Here is a 24,282-nt window from a genome sequence, read left to right as displayed (position 1 = left end):
GCGCTGAGCGTTCAGCCGCCCGGTGCGACCAGCCCGGTCTCATAGGCGAGCACCACGGCCTGGGCCCGGTCGCGCAGCGCCAGCTTGGCGAAGATGCGGGCCACGTGGGTCTTGACCGTCGCCTCGCTGAGGGTGAGGTCGTCGGCGATCTCGGCGTTGGACCGTCCGTGCCCGACCAGTGTCAGCACCTCCCGTTCGCGCGGGGTGAGCGCGGCCAGATCCCGGTGCACGACAGGGGCTCGCGCGGCAGGCGAGCCGGACGCGAACCGTTCGACGAGCCTGCGGGTGATCGACGGGGCGAGCAGCGCGTCACCGGTCTCGACCAGGCGCACGGCGGCGACGAGGTGCTCCGCGGTGACGTCCTTGAGCAGGAACCCGCTGGCACCGGCGGCGAGTGCGTCGTACACGTACCGGTCGAGGTCGAACGTCGTCAGCATCAGCACGCGGCAGTCCGGTGACTCGCGCACGATGCGGCGGGTGGCTTCGAGGCCGTCCATGGTGGGCATGCGGATGTCCATCAGCACGACGTCCGGCTTGAGGTCCCGCACGGCCGTCACCGCCTCGGCGCCGTCGGCCGCCTCGCCCACGACGTCGATGCCGCCCGAGGTCAGGATCATGCGGAAGCCGATGCGCACGTACGCCTGGTCGTCGGCGATCACCACCCGTGGCGCGGTCACAGCGGAATCCTCGCCCGGACGCGGAACCCGCCGCCGAGCCGTCTGCGGGCGTCGAGGTCGCCGCCCAGCACGGCGACGCGCTCCCGCAAGCCGAGCAGGCCGCGTCCCTCGCCGTCCTTCGTGGACACCGCGGCTCCCGACAGCACACTCGGGCCGCTGTTGAGCACCTCGACCCGCAGGGAGTGGTCCGCGTACCTGATGGTCACGTCCGCCTTTCCGCCGTCGCCGTGCTTGAGCGCGTTGGTCAGCGCCTCCTGGACGATCCGGTACGCCGTGAGGTCCACTCCGGACGGCAGCTCGCGGGGCTCGCCCGAGATGCGGACCTCGACCGGCAGCCCGGCGAAGCACATCCGGTCGACCAGCGAGCCGAGCCTGCTCAGACCTGGTTGCGGCGACAGCAGGTCCTCGCCGTCCGCCGACGGTGCAAGCAGGCCGAGCATGTGCCGCAGCTCGGTCATCGTGTCGCGCCCGGCCGACTCCACCGCCAGCAACGCGCCGGTCGCCTCCTCGGCCCCGGTCGCGAGCACCCGGCGTGCCGCACCGGCCTGCACGACCATGACGCTCACGTTGTGGCTCACGATGTCGTGCAGCTCCCTTGCGATCCTGGCTCGTTCGGCGTCCACGGCCCCACGGGCGGCGCTTTCCCGTTCCCGCTCAAGCAGCCAGCCGCGTTCCTCCATCGCACGGGCGTACGCGCGCTTCGCCACCGCCAGCCGCACCGCGAGGAAACCGGCGGTCAGGCAGGCGAGGACGGCCACGATCAACTCCCACACCCGACTCACCTTCCCAGAGCGCGTGACGTGCGCGCATCACTCCCCGGATGCAGCGGCTACATCCCCGGGATGACCCCGCCGGGCAGGTTACCTCCCCGGACTGATGCCCGGTCCCGTCGCGCCGAACAGGATGGCGGCCATGAACAACGACGCGGTCGTCCAGATATCGGACCTGCGCAAGGAGTACAGCGACTCGACAGCGCTCGACGGGGTGTCGCTCACCGTGCGCGCCGGGGAGGCCGTCGCGGTGATGGGTCCGTCCGGCAGCGGCAAGTCGACGCTGCTGAACATGATCGCGGGCCTGGACCGGCCGACGTCCGGCTCGGTCGTCGTGCACGGCACGGACCTGGGTTCGCTGAACGAGACGGGTCTCGCCCTGTTCCGCCGGCGCGGGATCGGCATGATCTTCCAGTTCTTCAACCTGCTCGACGACCTGTCGGCGCTGGACAACGTCGCGCTCGCCGCCCAGCTGACCGGCACTCCGGCGGGTCAGGCGCGCAGGCGGGCGCTGGAGCTCTTCGGTGAGCTCGGCATCGAGAACCGCAAGAACGTCTACCCGGCCCGGCTGAGCGGCGGGGAACGGCAGCGCGTCGCGGTCGCACGGGCGTTGATGAACCGGCCCGCGTTGCTGCTCGCCGACGAACCCACCGGCGCGCTGGACAGCAGGTCGGGCGAGCAGGTGATGGACCTGCTGCTCGACCTCAACCAGATCGGCCAGACGTTGCTGCTGGTCACGCACGACGAACGGCTCGCGACCCGGTGTGCGAGCCGGGTGATCGAGGTCGTCGACGGCAGGATCGAGCGGGAGCAGAGCCTGGAGCGCACCCAGGAGAAGGCGCTGTGACCGCGGTGTGGAGCGCGGCGTGGGCCGCGGTGCGCCGCCGGATGCTGCAGACGATCGTGATCGGCGTCGTCGTGTGCGCCTCGACCGCGACGCTCGTGATGGCCCTCGGACTGCTCGAATCCGCCGCCGCGCCGTTCGACCGGGCGTTCGCCACGCAGCGCGGAGCGCACCTCACCGCGGCGTTCGATCCGGCGAAGGTGTCGGAGGACCAGCTCAGGAGCGGGCAGACCGAGTCGGCCGGCCCGTTCCTCCAGTCCACTCTGGACACCTCGACCGGCGAGGTGTTCATGGGCACGCTCACCGTCGCCGGACGGGCGGATCCCGGCGGCTCGGTCGACCGCCTGTCCGTGTGGCGGGGCAGATGGGCCACCGCGCCCGGTGAGATCGTCCTGAACCGCGTGCCGGGTGGCGAAGGCCGGACGGACGTGGGCTTCGAGATCACCGCCGCCGGACGCCCGAAGCTGACGGTGGTCGGCTTCGCCCACTCCGTCACGGGTTCCGCCGACGCCTGGGTGACTCCCGATCAGGTCAAGGCGTTGCAGCCGACCGCGCTGCAGATGCTCTACCGCTTCCAGAAGGCCGCCACCGCGGCCGAGGTCGCAGAGGGACAGCAGACCGTGACCGCCGGCCTTCCGGAAGGCGCGCTGCTGGGCACCCTGTCGCACCTCACCGTCAGGGACAAGGCCACGTCCGAGCTCGGCGTGTTCATCCCGTTTCTGATGATCTTCGGTGTGCTCGGCCTGGTGGTGGCGGTCCTCATCGTCGCCAACGTCGTCAGCGGCGCGGTCGTCGCGGGCTTCCGGCACATCGGCGTGCTCAAGGCGCTGGGCTTCACGCCGGGCCAGGTCATGGCGGTGTACCTGGTGATGGTCTCGATCCCCGCGGTCGCCGGCTGCGTGCTCGGCACGGTGGCGGGCAACGTCTTCGCCAAACCGGTCGTGCAGGACGCGGTCGAGGGCTTCGGCGTGACCGAGCTGAGCTTCGCGCCGTGGGTGAACGCCGTGGCACTGCTGGGCATGCCCGCGCTCGTGATCTCGGCGGCGCTCGTCCCGGCGTTGCGTGCCCGCGGGCTGCCGGCCGCCAGGGCGATCAGCGCGGGCATCACCACGCACACCGGGCGGGCGCTGCGGATCCAGCGCTGGCTCAGCGGAACGCGGTTGCCGCGCTCGGTCAGCCTCGGCCTCGGCGTGCCGTTCGCCCGCGCCGGCCGCAGCGCGCTGACGCTGGCATCGGTGGTGCTGGGCGTCATGACCGTGACGCTCGCCGCCGGTGTCACGATGTCGGTCGCGGCGTACGACGACGCGGTCCGTCCGTCCTACACCGATCGTGTCGAGGTGCTGGCAGGACGGCCGCCGGGCATGCCGGTCATGCGGACACCCGAGACGGGGGAGCCGCCCGCCGCCACGTTGAGCGACAGCGACGACGAGAAGATGCTGCGCTCGTTGCCCGGCACGAACGCGGTGATGGCGGTGTCGCAGCTGGAAACCGAGGTCGCCGGTGGCACGCAGGACGCCATGATCTTCTTCTACCGCGGGGACACCGGCGCACTGGGTCCGCGCGTGCTCACGGGGCACTGGCCGGACGGACCGGGCCAGGTCGTGGCCCCGTCGCGGTTCCTCAACCAGCGCGGGCTCGGCGTCGGCGACACGATCACCGTGCAGGCGGGCGAGAACCGGACCGAACTGAAGATCGTCGGCGTCGTCCTCACCAACAACGAGGACCAGATCTTCGCGGACTGGACCGCCCTGGACGTTCTCGCGCCCGGCACCCGCGCGCACTCCTACCAGGTCCGGTTCACGCCCGGCACGGACCGGCAGACCTTCACGGCCGCGATCGCGGCGGGGGATCCGGGTCTGCGCGTCCTGCCACCGCGCGACGGCTCGTCGTCGACGGCGGTGATCCTCATCAGCGCCGCGACCGTGCTGACGCTGGTTCTCGGGGCGGTGGCGGCACTCGGCGTCTTCAACACCGTCGTCCTCAACGCCCGCGAACGCCGCCGCGACCTCGGCATGCTCAAGTCGATCGGCATGACCCCGCGCCAGGTCACCGTGATGCTGGTGACCTCGATGGGCGCGCTGGGCGTGGTCGGCGGACTTGTTGGCGTGCCTGTGGGCGTTGTGGTGCACCAACTCGTCGTTCCCGCCATGGCGCACGCGGGCCAGGCCGATGCCGTGGACATCCTGATGAACGTCTACCACGCGCCCGCGCTCGTGCTGCTGGCTCTCGCGGGAGTCGTGATCGCCGTGCTCGGCGCACTCGTGCCGTCCAGGGGCGCGGCACGCCTCTCGATCGCCACCGTTCTGCACAACGAATAGGGGGAACCATGCGGCTGATCGTCATGTCGCTCACGTTGCTTCTCGCTTTACCCGCCGTGAGCCACGCCGGGGGAGAGGGCGCCACGATCCGGCGGACGTCCTACGGAATCCCGCACGTGCGCGCGGCCGACCACCGGAATCTGGGGCTGGGCCTGGGCTACGCGTTCGCCGAGGACAACGCGTGCATGATGGCCGACATCGTGGTGACGCTGGAGGCGCGGCGCTCGCGGTGGTTCGGCCAGGACGCCACCACGGAGTCCGGTGAGAACAACCTCGTCAGCGACCTCTACCACCAGCGGGTCAACCAGTCCGGCGTGATCGAGCGAGCCCTCTCCGGCCAGTCCCGGCAGGCGCGGGACCTCGTGCGCGGTTACGTCACCGGCTTCAACCGCTACCTCGCCAGGACCGGGGTCGCCGACCTGCCCGACGCCCGGTGCCGGGGCGCGGCCTGGGTGCGGCCGATCACCGAGCTCGACGTGTGGCGGCGCGTCCACCAGATCGCGGGCATCACCGGTGGTGAAGGGCTGCAGGAAGCCGTGGTGGCCGCCCAGCCTCCTGGGGCACCGGCTCCGACGAAGCTGGTGCGACGTCCCGAGCAACGGCCGGGCAGCAACGGGTTCGGGCTGGGACGCACGGCGACCGGCGGCACCGGGATGGTGCTGGGCAACCCGCACTTCATGTGGGACGACGACATGCGGTTCTACCAGCAGCATTTGACGATTCCCGGCGAGCTGAACGTGAGCGGTGCCGGGCTGTACGGCGTGCCGCTGGTCAACATCGGCCACAACGACCGGCTCGGCTGGACCCACACCGCATCCGAGGCGAGGACCATCACGATCAGCAGGCTCACCCTCGTTCCCGGTGACCCCACCAGCTATCTCGTCGACGGCCGGCCGCAGCGCATGACGGCGGAACAGGTCACGGTGCCCGTGCGCCAGGCCGACGGCAGCGTCAAGCCGGTGACCAGAACGCTCTACGGCACCCCGGACGGCCCGGTGGTCGCCGATCCCGGCCCGTTGCAGTGGACCACGACGAACGCGCACGTGTTGCGGGACGCCAACTTCGGCAACCTCGCGGTGTTCGACCAGTGGCTGGCAATCGCCCGCGCTCGCAGCGTCAAGGACCTGCACCAGGCACTCGTCCGCCACCAGGCCCTGCCGTGGGTGAACACGCTCGCCGCCGACTCCACCGGCGCCGCGTACTACAGCGACGTCCAGATCGTCCCGCACGTCACCGACGAGCTGCGGGCCCGCTGCGGCACCGGGCCGGACGTCGGCCTGGTGATCCTCGACGGCAGCCGCTCGTCGTGCGGCTGGGGCACCGACGCGGACGCCGTGCGACCGGGAACGCTCGGCCCCGCCAGGTTGCCGCACCTGTTCCGCGACGACCACGTGAGCAACATGAACGACAGCCCGTGGCTCGCGAACCCGGCCGCCCCGCTGACCGGCTATCCCGCGATCGTCGGCGACACCGGCACCGAACGCTCACCCCGCACCCGCATCGGCCTGGACATGATCGCGGACCGGCTCGACGGCAGCGATGGGCTGGGCCGTCCCGGCTTCACACTGTCCACTTTGGAAGCGTCAATGTTCGGCAACCGCAACCTCACCGCGGAGGAAGGGCTGAAAGCCGTTGTCGCGCTGTGCCAGGCCAATCCGACGCTGCACGGGGTCGACGCCCGCGAGGCCTGCGCGACGCTGGCGAAGTGGAGCGGCACCGGCGACACGGGCGAACAGAGCAGGGGAGCGTTCTTCTGGCGCACCTTCATCAGCCTGGCCCGGCGGCCCGGCATCGACTTCTGGCTGGTGCCGTACGACCCCGCTGATCCCGCCCGCACACCGCGCGGCCTCAACACCGCGGACCCCGGCATCGGACGTGCTTTCGCCGACACCGTCAGGGCTTTCGCGAACGCCGGCCTCCCCGTCGACGTGAAACTCGACGACGTCCAGCACTACGAGGGCATCCCGATCCACGGCTGCCGCGGCCCGGAAGGCTGCTTCAACGTCATCTCGGTACCCGGAGTGCCACGGCCGCTGGACCGGATTCCCCGCATTCCGCACGGCACCAGCTTCGTGATGGCCGTGGAACTGACCAAGAACGGCCCGCGGATGAGCTCGCTCCTGGTCTACGGCCAGTCGGCGGACAAGGCCTCACCGCACCACCACGACCAGGCACACCTCTACGTGCAGAAGAAGTGGGTGAGCGGGCGGTTCTCCGAACAGGAGATCGCCCGCGATCCCAACCTGAAGGTGCAGCACGTGAGCTAGTGCGGATCGGTGGCGTTGAGCGTGGCGACGACCTGGTCGTAGTCGCCACGCGCTTCGCCGTAGCGCAGGAACTTCACCCGCTCGACCTGGATCTCCCGCACGTCGGGCTGCGTCTCGATGATGCTCATGACCTCGGTGATGTACTGGTCGAGCGGCATGGCGTGGTCGTTGTCCGCCTGGCCCGGCAGGAGATCCGTCTGCACCGACGGCGGCTCGAGCTCGACGACCCGCACCGACGTGTCGGCGAGCTGCAGGCGAACGGACTCGCTGAGCATGTGGATCGCGGCCTTGGAGGCGTTGTAGCTCGGCGTCACCTTGAGCGGTGCGAAGGCCAGGCCGGACGAGACGGTCATGATCGTGGCGTCCGGCCGGGTCTGGAAGTGCTCGACGAACGCGGCGATCAGGCGGATCGGGCCGAGGACGTTGGTCGTGATGATGTCCTCGGCCGACGCGAGGAACGACTCGGGGCGGTGCCAGTCCTCGACGCGCATGACACCGGCCATGGTGATCAGCACGTTCAACGACGGGAAGCGGGCGAGCACATCCTTGGCGGCCATCTGGACGCTGTCGGCGTCGGTGGTGTCGATGCGCACGGTCTCGACGCCGGGGTGCTCGGCGGCGATCTGCTCGAGGAGCTCGGTGCGGCGGCCGCCGACGATCACGGTGTTGCCGCGCTCGCGCAGCGCGAGGGCGAGCGCCAGGCCGATGCCGCTGGTGGCGCCGGGGATGAAGACGGTGTTTCCGGTGATGTCCATGCACCGAGCTTCGGGCAGAGCGCACGAGCGGCGGCAGAGAGCGCTCATCGGGGGATCGGCGATCCCTGGTTGGCCACGAGAAGGCCTCCATACTGGGTGTGTGGATCGTGCGGAACTCGCGGCCTTCCTGCGCCGCCGCCGGGAAGAGCTCAGACCGGAAGACGTCGGCCTGCCCGTGGGTGCGCGCAGGCGAGCCCCTGGGCTGCGGCGCGAGGAGGTCGCGTCGCTCGCCGCGATGTCCACGGACTACTACACGCGCCTGGAGCAGCAACGCGGCCCGCAGCCGAGCGAGCAGATGCTGGCCGCGCTGGCCCGCGCACTGCGGCTGAGCGACGACGAGCGCGACTACCTGTTCCTCGTCGCCGGGCGCAACGCCCCGTCGCCCCAGGTCATCAGCACGCACGTCGCGCCCGCGTTGCAACGGGTGCTCGACCGGCTCAACGACACGCCCGCGCTGATCCTGAACAACCTCGGCGAGATCCTCGTGCAGAACCGGTTCGCCGAGGCCCTCTACGGCGACTCGTCCCGCTTCACCGGTCTCGCGCGCAGCGGGATCTACCGCTGGTTCACCGATCCCGGCGAGCGGCTGATCTACCCCGAGCACGACCGCGACCGGCAGAGTCGTGCCCAGGTCGCGAACCTGCGCGCCGCCCACGCCGCGATGGGCGCGCAGTCGCGGGCCGGTGAGCTGGTCCGCGTGCTGCAACGGGAAAGCGCGGAGTTCGCGGCGATCTGGGACCGGCACGAGGTCGCGAAGAGGTTCGAGGACCACAAGGTGCTCGTCCACCCGCAGCTCGGCGAGATCGAGGTGGACTGCCAGGCGCTCTTCACCGAGGACCAGTCACAGATGCTGCTGGTGCTGACGGCACCACCGCGCACGGAGGCGTTCGACAAGCTCCAGCTGCTCGGCGTGCTGGGCACCGAGGAGTTCGTCAGCTGAGCCGCAGGATCGTCTCCTCGATCTCCGCTTTCCGCGCCGGCGCGTAGCCGACGTCGGTACCGATCTTCTCGAAGCCCGCCCTGGTCAGCACCCTCAGCGAGCCGACGTTGTCACTGGCGACGCGCCCGTACAACGGCCGGACGGTCACCTCTTCGAGGATCAGCGCCACCGCGCGCCCGGCCACGCCCTGTCCCCAGACCGACCGGTCGACCCAGTACGTGATCTCGGTGTCGCCGTCCATCACGAAACAGGCGATGGTGCCCACCATCCGCCCGTCGCCGACGATCACGCGGTTGGTGACGTCGGTACGTGCCCGGATCTTGCGCATGTGTGCGTCGAACGCCTCGCGGTCGTCGGGGTCCTCCGCGGTGAACGCGGCCATCCACGCCGACTCCGGATCACGCATCATCTCGAACACCGTGTCCAGATCGGAGTCTTCGAGCTCTCGCAACGTCACTTCCCGCATCAGCGAGCCAGCCTCTCCGCCAACCACCCCAGTGAGAGCGGGTAACGGTAGTCGATCCCGCCGTGGCCCGCGTCGAAAAGCTCGAAGTGCACGCGTTCCTCCGGCACCCCGGCCTTGGCCAGCGCGGCGCGGAACGCCTCCGCACCCAGGTCGAGGAAGTACTCGTCGCTGCGGCCCGCGTCGATCCACACCGCCCGCAACGACCGGACCGCGTCGGCGTGCGTGGCGACCATGCGCACCGGGTCCCAGTCGAGCCAGCGTTGCCAGACGTCCGGCTTCAGCACACCGGTCACCGGGTCGAACGGCAGCTGCGGCGTGCCGTCCTCGTTCGCCGAGAAGCACGCCGCGACGCCCAGCGTGCCGATCAGCGTCATGTCCTCCGGCCTGGTGAACGCGGGACGGCTCTGGAAGTCCGCCCACCACGCCTGGATGTCGTGGTCGTAGTCCCGCAACGCGCGCACGGCCTGACCGAAGTCCGGGACGTAGCAGAGCTCGTACAGCGAGTCGCCCGCGTGCGTGGCCAGCGCGCCGAACAGGTCGGGCCGCAGCATCGGCGTGATCATCGCGCCGAACCCGCCCGACGACTTGCCCATGATCGCGCGGGACCGCGGCCCGGCGATCGTGCGGTAGTGCTCGTCCACCCACGGTACGATCTCGTCGCACAGGTACGAGTGGTAGCGGCCGGTGCCGGGGGAGTCGACGAACTGCGAGCCGCCGTACGACGTCCACGCGTCGACGTAGACCACGATGCAACCCGGCGTGCCGTTCGCGAACACCGCGTCGGCGGTCTCCACGAACGGCTGGCGGAACGGCGTGCGGTTGGCCCACATGCTCAGATGCCCGGTGTAGCCCTGGATGACGTACACCGTCGGGTACAGCTCGATGGTCTCGTCGTAGCCCGGCGGCACGTACACCCACAGCGGCCGCTCGTGCGGATCGCCGAGAGGGTTGCCGCGCAGCAGCTCGGACACGACGGTGTGCCGGTCGAGCCGGCCGGCCAGTTCGCCTTCCCAGGGCAGCATGACGCCAGTCAACCACAGTGGACCATCCAGTCCAGAAAACGTAGTGTCGGGGCATGGCACTGACGGCAAAGGGCCGTGCGACCAGGCAACGCATCGTCGAGGGCGCGGCGGCGCATCTGCGCAGCGACGACCCGGCGGGCGTGACGCTGGACGACATCAGGGCGATCACCGGCACCAGCAAGGGGCAGATCTTCCACTACTTCCCGGACGGCAAGGAGGAGCTCTTCCTCGCCGTCGCGCGCTACGAGGCCGACCGGGTGCTCGACGACCAGCAGCCGCACCTCGGCGCACTGACCTCGTGGCCCGCGTGGGAACGGTGGCGCGACTCGGTGGTCGCCCGCTACCGCGCTCAGGGCCGGTCGTGCCCGCTGGGCGCGCTGATGAGTCAGGTGGGCAGCACACCGGGGGCGACGGAGGTGGTCAGCACCCTGGTCGGGCAGTGGGAGGCGCACATCCGCCTAGGCATCGCGGAGATGCAGGCGGCCGGTCTGGTGCGGGCGGGCGTGGACGCCGGTCGCACCGCCGCGGCGTTCATCGCGGGCATCCAGGGCGGCGTGCAGCTGCTCAGGACGACCGGCTCCGTCGGCCACCTGGAGGCGGCGCTGGACACGCTCATCGACCATCTCCGCGGCTGAAGGTTCTGGACTTGTTGGTCCAAAAATACCCACCTAACTTCGAGGGCATGGCACAACGTCTGCAGGGCAGAACGGCCCTCATCACCGGTTCCACCAGCAACATCGGCCGTGCGATCGCCGTCGCGTTCGCGGCGGAAGGAGCACACGTCGTCGTTTCCGGCCGCGACGAGGTTCGCGGCGCGGCCGTCGTCGACCAGATCCGGCAGAAGGGCGGACGGGCCGACTTCGTCCGCGCCGATCTCGACGGCACCGCGGCCGCGAGTCACCGGCTCGCCGCGCAGGCCGCGGAGGTGGTGAACGGCAGGGTCGACATCCTCGTGAACAACGCCGGCATCTACCCGCCGACGACGACCCCGACGACCGACGAGGACACGTTCGACCGCGTCTACGGCGTCAACGTGAAGGCGCCGTTCTTCCTCACCCGGGCCCTCGTCCCGGCGATGATCGGCGCCGGTGGTGGCGTGATCATCAACCTCGGTTCGTGGATCGCCCGCCTCGCCGTCCCCGTCAGCTCGCTGTACAGCTCGACCAAGGGCGCCATGGAGACGATGACCCGCGCGTGGGCGGCGGAGTTCGGGCCGCGCGGTGTGCGGGTCAACGCGATCTCGCCCGGCGTGATCGTGTCGCCCGACCGGGACACCGCGACCGACCACCCCGGCGAGGTGATGATGCGGGGAACGCCCGCCGGCCGGTCAGGGCATCCGGACGCGATCGCCGCCGCCGCCGTCTACCTGGCCTCGGACGAGGCGGCGTTCGTGCACGGCACCGTGCTCGACGTCGACGGCGGCCGGACCGGGGTGGCGGTCGTCGCCGTGTGACCTGGCTCACTTCACGGTCCGGTTTCTGTGACCTGACGTGAGACTGCCCGGTCTCCCCATGGCGTACGGAAGTCGTCGACTGAGTGAGGGTGTTGGACGTGACGGGTCGGGAGTGGCTGGGCCAGCTGGACGCGGAGCAGGTGATCGCCGCACGGGCAGGTGATCGTGCGGCGCTCGACGCGGTCGTCGCGGCCTGTCTCCCGCTCGTCTACAACGTCGCCGGTAGAGCCCTGTCCGCCGACGCCGACGTCGACGACGTCGTGCAGGACACGATGTTCCGGGTGATCCGCGGCATCGACTCCCTGCGCGAGCCGGAGCGGTTCCGGTCGTGGCTGGTCGCCGTGACGATCAACCAGGTCCGCGAGCACCACCGCCGCCGTGACCTGGCCCCGGCGCCGCTCGAGGAGTACGACCGCGCCGATCCGGGCGCCGAGTTCGTCGAGGTGGCGTTGTCCCGCCTGCACTTCGCCCAGCAACGGCGGGAGGTCGACGAGGCAGCGCGCTGGCTCGACCCCGCCGACCGCGAGCTGCTGGCGTTGTGGACGCTGGAGCGCGTCGGGCAGCTGACCCGCGCAGAAGTGACCGACGCGCTCGACCTCGGCGCACACGCGGTCACCGTGCGGCTGAGCAGGCTGAAGGGCCGCCTGGAGACGATCCGGCACCTCGTGCGGGCGCTGTCGGCCGAACCGCGTTGCCCCGGCCTCGGGCAGGCGGCGCAGGGATGGGCCGGCGAGCCGAACCCGTTGTGGCGCAAGCGGCTGCTGCGGCACGTCGACGAGTGCGGGCGGTGCCGGCGCGGGGTGGACGACGCGATGCCGGTCGAGCGGATCCTGACCGGCGCCGCGTTGCTGACGGTGCCGGCGGCGTACCTGCCGCGGTTGCTGGAGAACCTCCGCGACCCGGCGCTCGACCCCGTCGCGCACGCCTCCGACCTCGGCGCACCCGCCTCGCACCTCGCTGAACCGTCCGGCCTGGCCGGTCTCGCCTCCACGAAGCCCGTGCTCGCGGTGGCGGGCGCGGTGGCGGTCTGCGCCCTCGTCGGCGTGGTCGGCACCATGGTGCTGTTCCCGTCCGACCCGCCGGCCGCCGTCGCGATCCCGGACACCCCACCGCCCACTACGGTGACCACCACGTCGTCCGTCGCGGAAACCACAACCACGACCTCGACATCCACACCGTCGACCACCACGACCACGCCGACTCCGGAGCCCGTTCGCGTGGTCACGCCGGAAGAGCGCGTGCTCGCGCTGATCAACGAGACCAGGGCGGCGCACGGCCTGCCCGCCCTGAAGGTGGACCCGGCGCTCGTCGTCGCGGCCGACCGGCACACCAGGGCGATGACGGCCAACGGCTGCGGGTTGTCGCACCAGTGCTCCGGCGAGAAGGGCCTGGGGGAGCGCAGCACGGCGGCGGGCGTGAAGTGGAGCTCGGTCGGCGAGAACGTCGGCATGGGCGGCCCGGTGAAGGACGCCGTCGACCCGATCTCCAGGATGGCGCTCAACCTGACCCAGAGCATGATCGACGAGAAGCCGCCGAACGACGGTCACCGCAAGAACGTTCTCAGCAAGTCCTTCTCGCGCATCGGCATCGTGGTGATCCGCGACGCCGGGGGAACCGTGTGGATGACCCACGACTTCGCGGGTTGACCGACTTCGAGCTAGAAAATTTCATCCCCTGGTCGTACGGACGAACGCGACCGCAGTCGGACGCATGACGATCTGTCCGGAAAGCACTGTCTCTTCCGTGCAGATGCCGTCGACCCTGACCCACCGCCGGACCGCGCCGGTCACCACCACGACCCCGGCGCCGGAGCTGTTGCGCTGGACGGGTTTCGGCGGTGCCGTGCTGCTCACCGCGGGAGCGTGGGCGACCAGAGCGGTGCCGATGGCGCTCGCCCTGGCCATCGCGGGCGCCGGGCTCGTGGTCCTGACGTGGGCGCTGCTCGGCCGCGCCAGGCCGGACGCGCGGTGGCTGCGCCGGACCCTGGCGTGGTGGTGCGCGCCGCTGCTCGTGGCTCCGCCGCTGTTCAGCGCCGACGTGTACAGCTACCTCGCCCAGGGCGACGTGGCGGCACGCGGCCTGGACCCCAACGTCGTGAGCCCGGCGGCCGGCGCGAGCGCGGAGGCCGTCGCACGGGTCGGCGTCTACTGGCGTGAGACCCCTTCCCCGTACGGGCCGCTGTTCACCGCGGTCGAGCGGACGATCGCCCAGGTCACCGGCGGCGATCCCGTCGCGGGCATCGTGCTGCACCGGCTGGCCGCGGTGCTGGGCCTGCTGCTCGTGGTGTGGGCGGTGCCGAGGCTGGCCGCGATCGCCGGGACGCCGGCGCGCACGGCGCTGTGGCTGGGGGTGCTGAACCCGTTGGTGCTGTGGCACCTCGTCGGCGGCGTCCACAACGACGCGCTGATGCTCGGTCTCATGCTGTCCGGCACGGTGATCGCGTTGCACGCGCTGCCGGAGCTGCGGTGGTGGCCGTTCACGGCCGGTGTCGTCCTCATCGGACTCGGGGCGCAGGTCAAGCTGCCCGCGCTGGTGGCGCTCGCGGTGGTGGGAACGGCGCTGGCACGAAGGCTTGGCGGGGGCTGGGTCCGGTTCGTGGCCGCCGGCGCGGGCATGGTCGTCGCCGCTGCCGGGGTGTCCGTCGCGACCTCGCTCGCCGGTGGCTCCGGCTTCGGCTGGGTGCAGGCGCTCGGGACCCCGTCGAAGATCAACAGCTGGATGGCGCCGACGAACTGGCCCGGCTATCTGGCGGGTGCGGTGTTCGGGCCCGCGAGCGGGCAGGCGATGATTTCCTCGGCACGGGTCGCGGGGTTCGTGCTGATCCTGTGCGGGGCCGCGGTGGTGCTGAGCCGCCAGCTGCGCGGCGGGATCCCCGAGGTGACGGCGCTGGGGATGATGATGAGCCTGATCGTGGTGCTGGGGCCGGTGATCCAGCCGTGGTACCTGCTGTGGGCGGTGCTGCCGCTGGCCGCCTGCCTGCCCGCGGGTCCGTGGCGCACCAGGGTCGCCGTGCTGGCCGGCGTGTTCGCGCTGCTGGTGCCGCCGCTCGCGGGCAACTTCGCGGGCCGTGTGCCGGAGCTGATCACGGCCTACGTGCTCGGGGTCGCGCTGGTGGGTGGCGCGTACCTGGTGCTGCGTCAGGCGCGGGTGTCCGTTGCGCAGAGCTGACCTCGCCCGCTACGGCGCGGCCGCCCTCGCCGGTGCCGCGCTGGCCCTGAGCTTCCCGCCCCGCACGCTGTGGTGGCTCGCGGTCCCGGCGTTCGTCGTGCTGTGGCTCGCGCTGAAGGGTGTGCGTGCCCGGCGTGCGGCCGGTCTGGGTTTCGTGTTCGGGCTGGCGTTCTTCCTGCCGCACCTGCTGTGGATCGAGCACTTCCTCGGCACCGAGTTCGGCCCGGCGCCGTGGCTCGCGCTGTCGGCGATCATGGCCCTGTTCGTCTGCGCTGCCCTGGCGCTCTTCCCGCTGGTCTCGCGGCTGCCGGTGGCCCCGGTGTGGGCGGCGTCGCTGTTCGTGCTGCAGGAGACCGCGCGCGGCCTGGTCCCGTTCAACGGCTTCCCGTGGGGCCGTGTGGCGTTCGGCCAGGTGGACGGGCCGTTCGGGCAGCTCGCGGTGATCGGCGGCGCCCCGCTGGTGACGTTCGCGGTCGTGCTGACCGGCTTCGGCCTGGCGGCCTGGCTGCCGCGCGTGCGGGCGGGGTGGGCGCTGGTGCCGTTCGCGGCGGCGCTCGCGGCAGGCCCGCTGGTCGCCGTCGACGCGCAGAACGGCCAGCGGACCGTCGCGGTCGTCCAGGGCAACGCCCCCGACATCGGGCTCGGGCTGCTGAACGCGCAGGACACGTTGCGCGCCAACCACCTCCGCAAGACCGCCGAGCTGACGGCGCTGATCCGCGGCGGTGCGCTGCCGAAGCCGGACCTGGTGGTGTGGCCGGAGAGCGCCACCAGGACCCGCGACCGCGACCCGGTGATCGACCGCGCCGTCGACGACCTGGGCGTGCCCGTGCTGGTGAGCGGGTTGCGAGGCGGGGAGAACTCGGTCATCGGCTGGCATCCCGGCACCGGTGCGGGGGAGTCGTACGCGAAGCAGGAGCTCGTCCCGTTCGCCGAGCACATCCCGCTGCGCCCGCTGGCCCGCCTCGTGACCCCGTTCGCCGACCAGCAGGACCTCCGCGCCGGTACCGAGCCCGGCGTGCTGGACATCGCGAACACCCGTGTCGGCGTCGGCATCTGCTACGAGGTCGCCTACGACTACGTCCTGCGCGAGAGCGCGGCCGCGGGCGCGCAGCTCCTCGTGGTGCCGACGAACAACGCCTGGTACGGCCGCGGTGAGATGACCTACCAGCAGCTCGCCATGGCCCGCCTGCGTGCCGTCGAACACGGCCGTGCCGTCGTGGTCGCGGCGATCAGCGGGGTGAGCGCGGTGGTGCGCCCGGACGGCAGCGTCGTGCAGTCGACCGGCATGTTCACCGACGCCCTGATGGTGGACTCCGTGCCGCTGCGGTCGGACGTCACGTTCGCCACGAGGTTCGGCGGCGTGATCCACGTGCTGTTCACGGCCGGGGCGTTCGGTGCGTGTCTGGTGGCGTTGTGGTCGCGACGCCGAGCACGAGCGGCAGCGGAGTCCCTCCCTCGGTGAACCGCCGCGGCGTCAGCCCGGCGTCGAGGAGCGCGTTGAGCAGGGCGGGCAACGGCCAGTGCGAGGCGCCGACCTTGTCGCGAATGCCCTGCTCGGTCCACGACTCCTTGGTCCGGTGCCCGTCGAGGTAGCCGGGCTTGAGCAGGACCGCGGCGGGATCGCTGCGATCGGCGAACCCGCCGCAGAAGCACGGGTGCACACCGACGTGCACGAACACCCCTCCGGGTTCGAGCACCCTGGCCACCTCGCGCAGCACGGCCGGGTACTGGGGCATGTCGGTGTGCACCATCACCGAGACCACGGCGGGAACGCTGTTGTCCCGCAACGGCAACCGCCCCGCGTCGGCACGCGCGACCGGCAGCCGGCCACGGGCGTGGCGCAGCATCCCCGCGGACAGGTCCACGCCGACCGGCGTCCACCCCAGCTCCCGCACGAGGACGGCGTGCACCCCGGTCCCGCAGCCGATCTCCAGGCACACGCCGCTGCCCTCGCCGAGCAGATCCCTGATCGCGCGGTCGATGCCCAGCGGGTCACGTCCGCGTTGCCCCGCCAGGAACTCTTCCTCGTACCAGTCCGCGATCTCGTCGTAAGCCGTCACCACACCAGTGGACCGCCGTGGCGGTCGCGGCCGCCACGGATTCCGCGTCCGGCGAACCTCAGTTGCGCCCGAGCAACGCCGACCCCAGCACCGTTCGCTGGTGCAGCACCGACAACCCCTGCCTCTCCGTGGTCAGCAGCCCGGCCTCTCGCAGCACCGTGGTGTGCCGGCTGACCGCGGACGGCGAAGCCCCGAGCCGCTCCGCCAGCTCGGTGGTCGTGGCGCCCGCCCCGACGGCGGCCAGCACCGCGGAGCGCGTGGACCCCAGCAACGCCGACAGCGCCCCGAGCTCGCGCCGTCCACTCGCGAGCTGCCGGTGCCAGGTCCAGTCGTGGTGCACCGGATAGACCAGCGTCGGCGGCAGTCCGGGATCGGCGAACGCCACGGGAGTCCGGCGGCAGAAGTACGACGGCACCAGTCGCAATCCCCGCCCGTTCAGGTGCAGCTCCCGGTTGTGGGCGTACTGCACCTCCAGCACCGGCGGCCGCCAGTTCATCAACGGCCACATCCCGTGCAGCAGGCCCTCGACCGAGCCCGTCCCGTTGCGGTGCAGCCGATCCGTCTCGACCGCCTCGTCGATCAGCGCGCTGTACGGCTCGATCACCGCGGCGTGGTACCGGGCCAGCGCCTCGGTGAGCTCGGCCAGCGCACCGTCACAGCCCTCCGCCAGCGGACGAGTCCACGACGGAGTCGGGCTGACGCCGGCCAGCAGCCTGAACTCCTCGCGCAGCCGGGCACGCGGTGTCCCGCGAATGGCTTCGAGCGCCGGAGTCAGGCCGTCCGCTCCCTCCGGCGGCGTGAGGAAGTCGGGGAAGTACGGCCCGAGCGGTGAGAGCACCGCGAGCAGCCGCACGCCCGAACGGATCACCTGTCTGTCCCCGTTGCGCCGGACGTCGCGCAGCCAGGGCTCCAGCAGGACACCGCTGTCCCCTTCGGTCAGCCGCAACCGGCTGAACACCATCTCCCAGAGCGGGTCCACCCTTTCTGCTATCTGCGTACGCTCCAGATCACCAGCGGAAAAATGGATGCGCAACACAGCAACCTCCCCAGGCCCAGGTCACCGTGGAGAACATTACCGGCCGTGTCACTCCGCCGAATTCCGCAACGAAAACCGGGCGCGAGGCCGTTGCCCCGCGCCCGGTTCTGTGATTGCGGTGTCAGCCGCAGCGGCCGTTGGTCCACTGGTGCGAGCGCACCTGGTAGGTCCCGGCCAGATCGCCCTTCTGGCCCTGCTTGGTGCAACCGATGCGGTTGTTGTACCCGGTGTTGCGGTAGAAGACGACCCCCGTCAGCGACGCGGACGTTCCCCGGTTGTAGACCGACTTGACCTCCGTGCTGGTCGCCCAGGAGCACTTCTCGGGGCCGCTGGTCCAGTCGTCGTCCCGGTTCTCCCACATGCAGCGCCTGCCCTTGCCCTGGAAGTCGTCCCAGAAGCAGACGTGACTGATCTTGCACTCCCACTGGGCCAGCGCCTGCCCCGTCACGCTGTCGTAGGCCGCCCCCACGGCAGCGGTCTGCGCGACCGGAGCCGCCGCCTGTGCGGCCGGAGCCGCGACCCCCAGGCCCAGCAGCAACGCGATGGGAACCACGGCCAGCAAAATACGCCGAACGAACTTCAAGGATTCCTCCCTCACCCAGTGACTGAATTCAGCCCGGCGTCACCTTAAGGCGAGGAAGGAAGTCCGGAAAAGCTATTGCTCCGTGGTGCAAAAGCTCATTTCACGACCGTCGCGTGTACCTGTGTTTCACGCCGGCCGGGAAGTGCTCGGGATCGCCGGCGGGCCGCAGCACGACCTCGGGCAGCTGCCGCCCGGCCGGGACGTAGTGCGCGAACTCGCTGTTGAGCCGCAGCAGCTGCGCCCTGATCGACTCGGCGATCCGCGCGGCGTCCGCGGTCTGACCGGGCGCGGTCTCCACGGTGATCCGCAACGACCGGTCGCGGTCGGCGTCCTCGACCGACTCGATCACGAACTTGCCCGTCACCGTGTCGCGGATCCCCGGCTGTTCCAGTCCGACGGTCACATTCTCCGGATACACGTTGGCGCCGAAGAAAGACACCGTGAACAGCGATCGTCCGAACAGGTAGACGAACGGCAGCTGCGGCCCCGGCGGGGGAGTGAACCCGTGCTCCGCGCAGAAGGCCAGCAGCTCGTCGTGCCCGAGAATCCCGCCCTCGTCGGCGATCCGGTACCGGATCAGCGGAATCCCGCCGTCCGCCGTGAACACCAGCGTGCCGTCGTGCACCTCGAAGAACCTGCTGGCCGGGTCGTACTGGACCAGCGTGGGCAGCCGCGAGTCGCCGAACACCTCCCGTGCCAGCTCCGGCCGTTCCGCGAAGAACCTCCGGATGCTCACCGACACCGCGGTCTCGTTGCCCAGCACTCCGGAATCCGCTGTGCCGTAAAGGGAAGCGACGTCGCGGACCGGATCGGCGACGCCCGCCCGCTCCGACACCAGATCTCGCCACTGCTCGCTGAACACCTCACCCGCGAGCACCAGCTTGATGTTGTACGCGCCCCAGCCGACGCCCGGCGTGTCGATGACGTCCTTGACGAACGGCGGATACCCGAGCAGCACGACCTGCTCGAAGTGCGGCGCGAGCTCGGGCAGCACCCGCAGGATCTCCGCCTTGTTGTTCCCCGGCGCCACCACCGTGATCGGGCACCCCTTGGCCGCCAGGTGCCGCACACACGCCTGCGTGAACAGCCCGCCGACCCAGGTGCCGAGCGGAAAGCACACCACCGCCAGCGTTGCCCGCTCGTCGGCCCCGAACCCGGTGACCAGCACCTGCTCGAACCGCCGCGCCACGTGCAGCTCGTCCTCGAGCGCCCGCGGCCAGATCGTCGGCCGCCCGCTCGACCCGGACGACACCGCGATCATGTCGCAGCCGGTCAGCGCGCCGTCCCTGCACAGCTCCGGCAACGGATAGCGCTCGTGGTAGCTCGGCTTGTCGAGCAATGGCAGCGTGCGGAAGTCGTCGAGGCTTCTGATACCCGCCGGCTCGATCCCGTTCTCCCGCAACAGCTTCCGGTAGGCGGGCACAGTCTCGGCCGTGCGCAGGAAGAGGTCGAGCACCCAGTCCCCTGACTGCACGGCCGGTGGCCCGAAGAAGTCGTCGAACGCCTGGCGCACACGGATCTGCCGACTACCGTCCATCGGCCGAGCCTATCCAGGCTGGCATGTTGGCATCCTCGATAACTTCAGTGCAGACTGAAACCAGGCAGGCGAAGGTGCTCCAGAAGGCCGGTTTGGTCGTGCACCACGGCGGGACCGGCACGGTGCTCGGCACGTTGGCCGCGGGGTTGCCGCAACTGGTTCTGCCACAGGGCGCCGACCAGTTCGTGAACGCGGACATGCTCGCCGAGGTGGGTGCCGGGAAGAAGCTCGTCGGCGAGGAGATCACCGCGGACGCCGTGGCAGAGGCGGCGGGCCATCTGCTGGTCGACCCTGCCGCGCGGACGGTGGCCGCGAGGGTGAGGGCCGAGATCGCGGAGATGCCGGAGCCCGCCGCCGTCGTTCAGCGGCTCACCGGGCTGGTGTGACCGCCGCTGCGGTGAAGTGGCCGCCGACCCAGCCGGCGTTCGCGACGGCGCGCAGGCCGTCGTCGCCCTCGGTGAGCCGGCCGTGCGGGCCGAGGACGTCGGTGTGGTCGCTGCCGTCGTGCCACCGCACCGGCAGGCGGTTGTGGCGTTCGAGGAGAGCGGCGAGCTTGCCGCTGAGCTTGGCCCTGCCGATGTGCACCCACCGGCTCGGGAAGAGCTCGAGCAGGTCGATCGTGGCAGGGCTGATCTCGGGCACGACGGTGATGCCGTGGTCGAGGCCGTACTCGACGACCTCGCGGATGTGGTCGGGATCGCCCTCTGGGAAGACGTGCAGGACGTTGAGCTTGTAGGCGGCCATCTTGTCGATGGCCTTGCGCATCTCGGCCGGTGGCAGCAGGGCGCTCGTGACGCCGCGCCAGGCGAACGCGGGGGAGTCCTGCACGTCGGCCGCGCGGACGGTGCCGTCGCGGGTCATCAGCTGCCGGAACGACTGGACGCCGTGCCGCAGGCCCGCCTGGGTGCCGGCGCGGAGCATGACCGCGTGGTTGCTGACCAGCAGCGCGTAGCCTTCCGGGCCGAGGCCGCGCATGGCCGGGTCGTGCGTCACCATCAGCATGCCGTCCGGTGACTCGGCCAGCAGGTAGCCGGTCTGCCGGAAGATGTGCTCGCGCAGCAGCGCCGCGGCCGTGCGGGCCTGTCCGGTCACGCGCACGGCGACTTCTTCGGTCAGTGGGAACGCACCCGTGCGACGGGGTGCGCTCGCGGGCATGGGAACGATCACCGGATTCCTCTCCAGCGGACCAACGTGGCTCGGCGTGCGCGAGTTCCACAGTTCCGTTGTAGCAGGTTTACGGCCTGATTGGTCCAGACCTTCCAGTGATCGGGAACACCGTCAGGCGATGGTGATCGACTCGATGGCCGCTTCGGCCAGCGGTGTCGCGGTCTGCGCGTAACGCCGGGCGAGTGACTGGAACAGCTGCTCGGCCTCGATCGCGGGCCACTCGGCGTCGAGCAGTTCGGCCGGCAGGTGCGGGTCCTGCCGCACGAGCTCGAGCCAGTCGGAGTGCAGCACGAGCTGGCGGGCGAGGTCGTCCGGGAGCGTCTCCAGCGGGGTCGGTCCGCCCCAGCGGGCGAGGAAGTCGCGGTAGCGCGCGGCGATCGCGGCCGTGTCGAACGCCCGGTGCGCGAGGTCGGCGGCCTCGGTCGGCTTGGCGTGCTGGGCGGTGAAGACGGTGACGTGCTCGGCGAGGCCCAGCTCCTCGACCATCCCGGTGACGTCGTGGTGTCCCGGCGCGATCCACAGGCCGTTCTGCACCGGTCCGAAGCCCGCCCACATCAGCTGGGAGCGCAGGTCGTGCCGTTCGCTGCGGCGGCTCTCCGGCAGGGAGAAGCCGATCAGCGTCCAGGTGCCGTCCCAGTCGGTGTTGAGCGCCCCGGTCTGCCAGATGCGGCGTTCACCGTCGCGGAGCACCTCGGTCGCCCGCGGGGTCAGTCCGAAGTAGACCTTCCGGCCGTTGCGGTGCTTGGTGAGCAGGCCGCGGGCGGTCATCCGGGTGAGCGTCGAGCGCACCGCGTCCTCGGAGACGTCCACGCGGCCGAAGACGTCGATCACGCTGCCCGAGTACACGGCGGTGTCGCGGCCGAAGACGTAGAGGCCGAGGAAGTTGAGCATGAGCGACTGCGGGGTCACGCTGTCACGATACATGTTGGGCAGAATCTAGACGAGCGTCACGAATATGCCTTACGTTGGTGGCGACCCCCAGGAGAGGACGAAGTCGGATGGATCTGTCGGGAAAGGTCGCGATCGTCACCGGTAGCGGCCGCGGTCTGGGCCTCGCCTACGCGGAGGCCCTGGCGCGCAACGGGGCCAAGGTCGTGGTGAACGACGTCGACGACGTCGCGGAGGAGGTCGCCGCGCGCATCGGCGGCAAGGCCGTCATCGCGCCGGTCGGCTCCACCGAGGCCGCGCAACTGCTCGTCGACACCGCCGTCGAGGAGTTCGGCAGGCTCGACGTGCTGGTCACCAACGCGGGCATCCTGCGCGACCGCGTGCTGTGGAAGATGACCGACGACGACTTCGACGCCGTGATCAACGTGCACCTGCGCGGCACGTTCACCTGCGCCCGCGCGGCCGCGATCAGGATGCGCGAGCAGGGCACGGGCGGCCGTCTCGTGCTGATCTCCTCGCCCGCCGGGCAGCGCGGCAACTTCGGTCAGACGAACTACGCCGCCGCGAAGGCGGGGATCGCCGCGATGGCCCGCACCTGGGCGATGGAGCTGGCGAAGGCGGAGATCGCCGTCAACGCCGTCATCCCGGTGGCCGCCACCGAGATGACCAGGACGATTCCCGCGTTCGCGCCGCTGATCGAGGAGTCGGAGCGCACGGGCGCCCCACTGCCCGCGTGGGTGCGGCGCGACGAGGGGCTCGGCACCGTCGAGGACGTCGCGGAGCTCATCGTCTACCTCGCGTCCGACGCGGCGAAGGGCGTGACGGGCCAGGCGATCGGCATCGGCGGCGACCGGCTCGCGCTGTGGTCGCACCCCGCCGAGAAGCAGGTCGAGTTCGCTGACGGCGGCTGGAGCGCGGAGGAGATCGCGCAGAAGCTGCCCAGCTTCGAGCCCGAGACCTACGGCATTCCGATGCCGGTGGCGCCATGAACGTTCCCGGAATGAACGTCGACGAACTGACCGCCATCGACGTCCACACGCACGCCGAGATCTCGTGCGACGGCCACAGCTCGCTGAGCCCGGAGCTGATGGAGGCCTCCGCCAAGTACTTCAAGGCCGGGCACCGCCAGCCGACGATCGCCGAGACCGCCGCGATCTACCGCGAGCGCAAGATGGCCGCGGTGATCTTCACCGTGGACGCGGAGCACGCCACCGGGCACCCGCGCATCACCAACGAGGAGGTCGCCGAACAGTGCGCTGCGCACCCCGACGTGCTGATCCCGTTCGCGAGCGTCGACCCGTGGAAGGGTCGCACCGCCGTTCGTGAGGCGCGCAGGCTCGTCGAGGAGCACGGCGTGCGCGGCTTCAAGTTCCACCCGAGCCTGCAGGACTTCTCTCCTAACGACCGGATGGCGTACCCGCTGTACGAGGCGATCGAGGAGCTGGGCGTCCCCGCGTTGTTCCACAGTGGGCAGACCGGGATCGGTGCCGGCGTGCCCGGCGGCGGCGGGATCAGGCTCAAGCACTCCAACCCGATGCTCGTTGACGACGTCGCCGTCGACTTCCCGTACCTCAAGATCGTGCTGGCGCACCCGTCGTTCCCCTGGCAGGACGAGGCGCTCGCGGTCGCCACGCACAAGCCGTTCGTGTACATCGACCTCTCCGGCTGGTCGCCGAAGTACTTCCCGCCGCAGCTCGTCCGCTACGCCAACACGGTGCTGCAGGACAAGGTGCTCTTCGGCTCCGACCACCCGGTGATCACGCCGGACCGCTGGCTGAAGGACTTCGCCGCGATCGACGTCAAGGACGAGGTCCGGCCCAAGATCCTCAAGCACAACGCCGCCCGCCTGCTCGGACTCGTCAAGGAGGACGCATGACCACGACCGTCGAAGGCATCGCAGAGCTCAAAGCCCTGGCGGGCAAGGACCTCGGCTGCACCGACTGGCTGCAGATCGACCAGAACCGGGTGAACACCTTCGCCGACGCCACCGACGACCACCAGTGGATCCACACCGACCCCGAGCGGGCGGCCGCCGGTCCGTTCGGCGGCACGATCGCCCACGGCTACCTCACCCTGGCGCTGCTCATCCCGCTGATGACCGAGCTGCTCGACGTCTCCGGCGTGCGGATGAGCATCAACTACGGCCTGGAGAAGGTGCGGTTCCCGGCTCCGGTGCCGGTCGGGTCGAAGATCCGGCTCAAGGGCCGGGTCGCGTCCGTGGAGGACGTGAAGGGCGACGGCGTGCAGGTGACCGTGGACTTCACGGTCGAGATCGAGGGATCGGACAAGCCCGCGTGCGTCGCGCGCGGGATCTACCGCCACTACGCGTGA

24 protein-coding genes are annotated in these 24,282 nt (G+C 70.7%); 13 read left to right on the top strand and 11 right to left on the bottom strand.

Annotated features, from left to right (window positions below):
• Window positions 1–11: 11 nt before the first annotated feature.
• Complete coding sequence (locus C8D87_RS01535; protein WP_109636878.1) at window positions 12–677, bottom strand: response regulator; 666 nt, start codon at window positions 675–677, stop codon at window positions 12–14.
• Window positions 674–1,450 carry a sensor histidine kinase gene (locus C8D87_RS01530; RefSeq protein ID WP_215732130.1) on the bottom strand — a complete coding sequence of 259 codons (777 nt, stop codon included), beginning with the start codon at window positions 1,448–1,450 and terminating at the stop codon, window positions 674–676. Before C8D87_RS01530 ends, C8D87_RS01535 begins: the two co-directional genes overlap by 4 nt.
• A 139-nt stretch (window positions 1,451–1,589) precedes the next feature.
• Here C8D87_RS01530 and C8D87_RS01525 point away from each other — a divergent pair, with 139 nt between their 5' ends.
• The 3 genes from C8D87_RS01525 to C8D87_RS01515 are packed head-to-tail and all read left to right on the top strand — an operon-like array spanning window position 1,590 to window position 6,876.
• Entirely contained in the window at window positions 1,590–2,294 is a 705-nt protein-coding gene (locus tag C8D87_RS01525) for an ABC transporter ATP-binding protein (protein WP_233441851.1), read from the top strand.
• Window positions 2,291–4,609, top strand: a complete 2,319-nt coding sequence (locus C8D87_RS01520; RefSeq protein WP_112225254.1) for an ABC transporter permease — start codon at window positions 2,291–2,293, stop codon at window positions 4,607–4,609. The genes C8D87_RS01525 and C8D87_RS01520 overlap by 4 nt, the downstream gene beginning before the upstream one ends.
• An 8-nt stretch (window positions 4,610–4,617) precedes the next feature.
• Entirely contained in the window at window positions 4,618–6,876 is a 2,259-nt protein-coding gene (locus C8D87_RS01515; protein WP_112225253.1) for a penicillin acylase family protein, read from the top strand.
• Here C8D87_RS01515 and C8D87_RS01510 read toward each other — a convergent pair.
• A complete protein-coding gene (locus C8D87_RS01510) occupies window positions 6,873–7,631 on the bottom strand; it encodes an SDR family oxidoreductase (RefSeq protein ID WP_109636881.1) in 759 nt (252 codons plus the stop codon). The genes C8D87_RS01515 and C8D87_RS01510 overlap by 4 nt on opposite strands.
• 100 nt (window positions 7,632–7,731) lie before the next feature.
• On the opposite strand from C8D87_RS01510, the gene C8D87_RS01505 reads away from it, so the two are divergent.
• Complete coding sequence (locus C8D87_RS01505) at window positions 7,732–8,571, top strand: helix-turn-helix transcriptional regulator (RefSeq protein WP_109636882.1); 840 nt, start codon at window positions 7,732–7,734, stop codon at window positions 8,569–8,571.
• Here C8D87_RS01505 and C8D87_RS01500 read toward each other — a convergent pair.
• Both C8D87_RS01500 and C8D87_RS01495 read right to left on the bottom strand, forming a co-directional pair.
• Window positions 8,564–9,028 (bottom strand): GNAT family N-acetyltransferase, encoded by a 465-nt coding sequence (locus C8D87_RS01500; protein WP_325049637.1) that lies wholly within the window; start codon window positions 9,026–9,028, stop codon window positions 8,564–8,566. The two genes, C8D87_RS01505 and C8D87_RS01500, sit on opposite strands and share 8 nt — an antisense overlap.
• A gap of 8 nt (window positions 9,029–9,036) precedes the next feature.
• Complete coding sequence (locus C8D87_RS01495; RefSeq protein WP_109636884.1) at window positions 9,037–10,059, bottom strand: alpha/beta hydrolase; 1,023 nt, start codon at window positions 10,057–10,059, stop codon at window positions 9,037–9,039.
• A gap of 53 nt (window positions 10,060–10,112) precedes the next feature.
• Here C8D87_RS01495 and C8D87_RS01490 point away from each other — a divergent pair, with 53 nt between their 5' ends.
• The 5 genes from C8D87_RS01490 (at window position 10,113) to lnt (ending at window position 16,142) form a co-directional block, all read left to right on the top strand.
• Complete coding sequence (locus tag C8D87_RS01490; protein WP_109636885.1) at window positions 10,113–10,694, top strand: TetR/AcrR family transcriptional regulator; 582 nt, start codon at window positions 10,113–10,115, stop codon at window positions 10,692–10,694.
• Window positions 10,695–10,741: 47 nt separating this feature from the next.
• Window positions 10,742–11,512, top strand: a complete 771-nt coding sequence (locus C8D87_RS01485) for an SDR family NAD(P)-dependent oxidoreductase (RefSeq protein ID WP_112225252.1) — start codon at window positions 10,742–10,744, stop codon at window positions 11,510–11,512.
• A gap of 98 nt (window positions 11,513–11,610) precedes the next feature.
• Entirely contained in the window at window positions 11,611–13,158 is a 1,548-nt protein-coding gene (locus tag C8D87_RS01480) for a sigma-70 family RNA polymerase sigma factor (protein WP_170166278.1), read from the top strand.
• A gap of 103 nt (window positions 13,159–13,261) precedes the next feature.
• A complete protein-coding gene (gene mptB, locus C8D87_RS01475) occupies window positions 13,262–14,680 on the top strand; it encodes a polyprenol phosphomannose-dependent alpha 1,6 mannosyltransferase MptB (RefSeq protein WP_170166359.1) in 1,419 nt (472 codons plus the stop codon).
• The gene (lnt, locus tag C8D87_RS01470; RefSeq protein ID WP_233441850.1) at window positions 14,667–16,142 is read left to right on the top strand and encodes an apolipoprotein N-acyltransferase; all 1,476 of its coding nucleotides are present in this window, start codon (window positions 14,667–14,669) and stop codon (window positions 16,140–16,142) included. The genes mptB and lnt overlap by 14 nt, the downstream gene beginning before the upstream one ends.
• Here the strand turns inward: lnt and C8D87_RS01465 are convergent.
• The 4 genes from C8D87_RS01465 to C8D87_RS01450 all read right to left on the bottom strand — a co-directional run bounded on the left by C8D87_RS01465 (window position 16,057) and on the right by C8D87_RS01450 (window position 19,896).
• Window positions 16,057–16,740: a class I SAM-dependent methyltransferase gene (locus C8D87_RS01465; RefSeq protein WP_112226200.1), complete on the bottom strand. Its 684-nt coding sequence runs from the start codon at window positions 16,738–16,740 to the stop codon at window positions 16,057–16,059. The genes lnt and C8D87_RS01465 overlap by 86 nt on opposite strands.
• Window positions 16,741–16,798: 58 nt before the next feature.
• Window positions 16,799–17,719 carry an ArsR/SmtB family transcription factor gene (locus tag C8D87_RS01460; protein ID WP_233441849.1) on the bottom strand — a complete coding sequence of 307 codons (921 nt, stop codon included), beginning with the start codon at window positions 17,717–17,719 and terminating at the stop codon, window positions 16,799–16,801.
• A gap of 178 nt (window positions 17,720–17,897) precedes the next feature.
• On the bottom strand, window positions 17,898–18,359 hold the full coding sequence (locus C8D87_RS01455; protein ID WP_170166277.1) for a peptidase inhibitor family I36 protein: 462 nt from the start codon (window positions 18,357–18,359) through the stop codon (window positions 17,898–17,900).
• Window positions 18,360–18,459: 100 nt separating this feature from the next.
• Window positions 18,460–19,896: a phenylacetate--CoA ligase family protein gene (locus tag C8D87_RS01450; RefSeq protein ID WP_112225247.1), complete on the bottom strand. Its 1,437-nt coding sequence runs from the start codon at window positions 19,894–19,896 to the stop codon at window positions 18,460–18,462.
• A gap of 47 nt (window positions 19,897–19,943) precedes the next feature.
• On the opposite strand from C8D87_RS01450, the gene C8D87_RS01445 reads away from it, so the two are divergent.
• A complete protein-coding gene (locus C8D87_RS01445) occupies window positions 19,944–20,282 on the top strand; it encodes a glycosyltransferase (protein WP_325049607.1) in 339 nt (112 codons plus the stop codon).
• On the opposite strand, the gene C8D87_RS01440 is transcribed toward C8D87_RS01445, so the two are convergent.
• Both C8D87_RS01440 and C8D87_RS01435 read right to left on the bottom strand, forming a co-directional pair.
• Complete coding sequence (locus C8D87_RS01440; RefSeq protein ID WP_112225245.1) at window positions 20,266–21,063, bottom strand: glycoside hydrolase family 20 zincin-like fold domain-containing protein; 798 nt, start codon at window positions 21,061–21,063, stop codon at window positions 20,266–20,268. The genes C8D87_RS01445 and C8D87_RS01440 overlap by 17 nt on opposite strands.
• A 111-nt stretch (window positions 21,064–21,174) precedes the next feature.
• Entirely contained in the window at window positions 21,175–21,972 is a 798-nt protein-coding gene (locus C8D87_RS01435) for a PaaX family transcriptional regulator (protein WP_233441848.1), read from the bottom strand.
• 89 nt (window positions 21,973–22,061) lie between these two features.
• Here C8D87_RS01435 and C8D87_RS01430 point away from each other — a divergent pair, with 89 nt between their 5' ends.
• From C8D87_RS01430 to C8D87_RS01420, 3 genes are read left to right on the top strand one after another with little or no spacing between them, the layout of a single operon-like run.
• Window positions 22,062–22,940, top strand: a complete 879-nt coding sequence (locus C8D87_RS01430; RefSeq protein ID WP_112225244.1) for an SDR family oxidoreductase — start codon at window positions 22,062–22,064, stop codon at window positions 22,938–22,940.
• 11 nt (window positions 22,941–22,951) lie between these two features.
• Window positions 22,952–23,827 (top strand): amidohydrolase family protein, encoded by an 876-nt coding sequence (locus tag C8D87_RS01425; protein ID WP_112225243.1) that lies wholly within the window; start codon window positions 22,952–22,954, stop codon window positions 23,825–23,827.
• The gene (locus tag C8D87_RS01420; protein WP_112225242.1) at window positions 23,824–24,282 is read left to right on the top strand and encodes a MaoC family dehydratase; all 459 of its coding nucleotides are present in this window, start codon (window positions 23,824–23,826) and stop codon (window positions 24,280–24,282) included. The genes C8D87_RS01425 and C8D87_RS01420 overlap by 4 nt, the downstream gene beginning before the upstream one ends.

The organism is Lentzea atacamensis (assembly GCF_003269295.1).
Classification (GTDB): Bacteria; Actinomycetota; Actinomycetes; order Mycobacteriales; family Pseudonocardiaceae; genus Lentzea; species Lentzea atacamensis.
Note: the sequence above shows the minus strand (reverse complement) of the source record. Positions and strands in the feature narration are given on the sequence as shown.

Excerpts from the sequence above, each read along its gene's own strand:
- C8D87_RS01525 (WP_233441851.1), top strand. The coding sequence starts at position 1,590 with ATGAACAACGACGCGGTCGTCCAGATATCGGACCTGCGCAAGGAGTAC.
- C8D87_RS01515 (WP_112225253.1), top strand. The coding sequence starts at position 4,618 with ATGCGGCTGATCGTCATGTCGCTCACGTTGCTTCTCGCTTTACCCGCC.
- C8D87_RS01510 (WP_109636881.1), bottom strand. The coding sequence starts at position 7,631 with ATGGACATCACCGGAAACACCGTCTTCATCCCCGGCGCCACCAGCGGC.
- C8D87_RS01495 (WP_109636884.1), bottom strand. The coding sequence starts at position 10,059 with ATGCTGCCCTGGGAAGGCGAACTGGCCGGCCGGCTCGACCGGCACACC.
- C8D87_RS01490 (WP_109636885.1), top strand. The coding sequence starts at position 10,113 with ATGGCACTGACGGCAAAGGGCCGTGCGACCAGGCAACGCATCGTCGAG.
- C8D87_RS01485 (WP_112225252.1), top strand. The coding sequence starts at position 10,742 with ATGGCACAACGTCTGCAGGGCAGAACGGCCCTCATCACCGGTTCCACC.
- mptB (WP_170166359.1), top strand. The coding sequence starts at position 13,262 with ATGCCGTCGACCCTGACCCACCGCCGGACCGCGCCGGTCACCACCACG.
- C8D87_RS01450 (WP_112225247.1), bottom strand. The coding sequence starts at position 19,896 with ATGGACGGTAGTCGGCAGATCCGTGTGCGCCAGGCGTTCGACGACTTC.
- C8D87_RS01430 (WP_112225244.1), top strand. The coding sequence starts at position 22,062 with ATGGATCTGTCGGGAAAGGTCGCGATCGTCACCGGTAGCGGCCGCGGT.
- C8D87_RS01425 (WP_112225243.1), top strand. The coding sequence starts at position 22,952 with ATGAACGTCGACGAACTGACCGCCATCGACGTCCACACGCACGCCGAG.
- C8D87_RS01420 (WP_112225242.1), top strand. The coding sequence starts at position 23,824 with ATGACCACGACCGTCGAAGGCATCGCAGAGCTCAAAGCCCTGGCGGGC.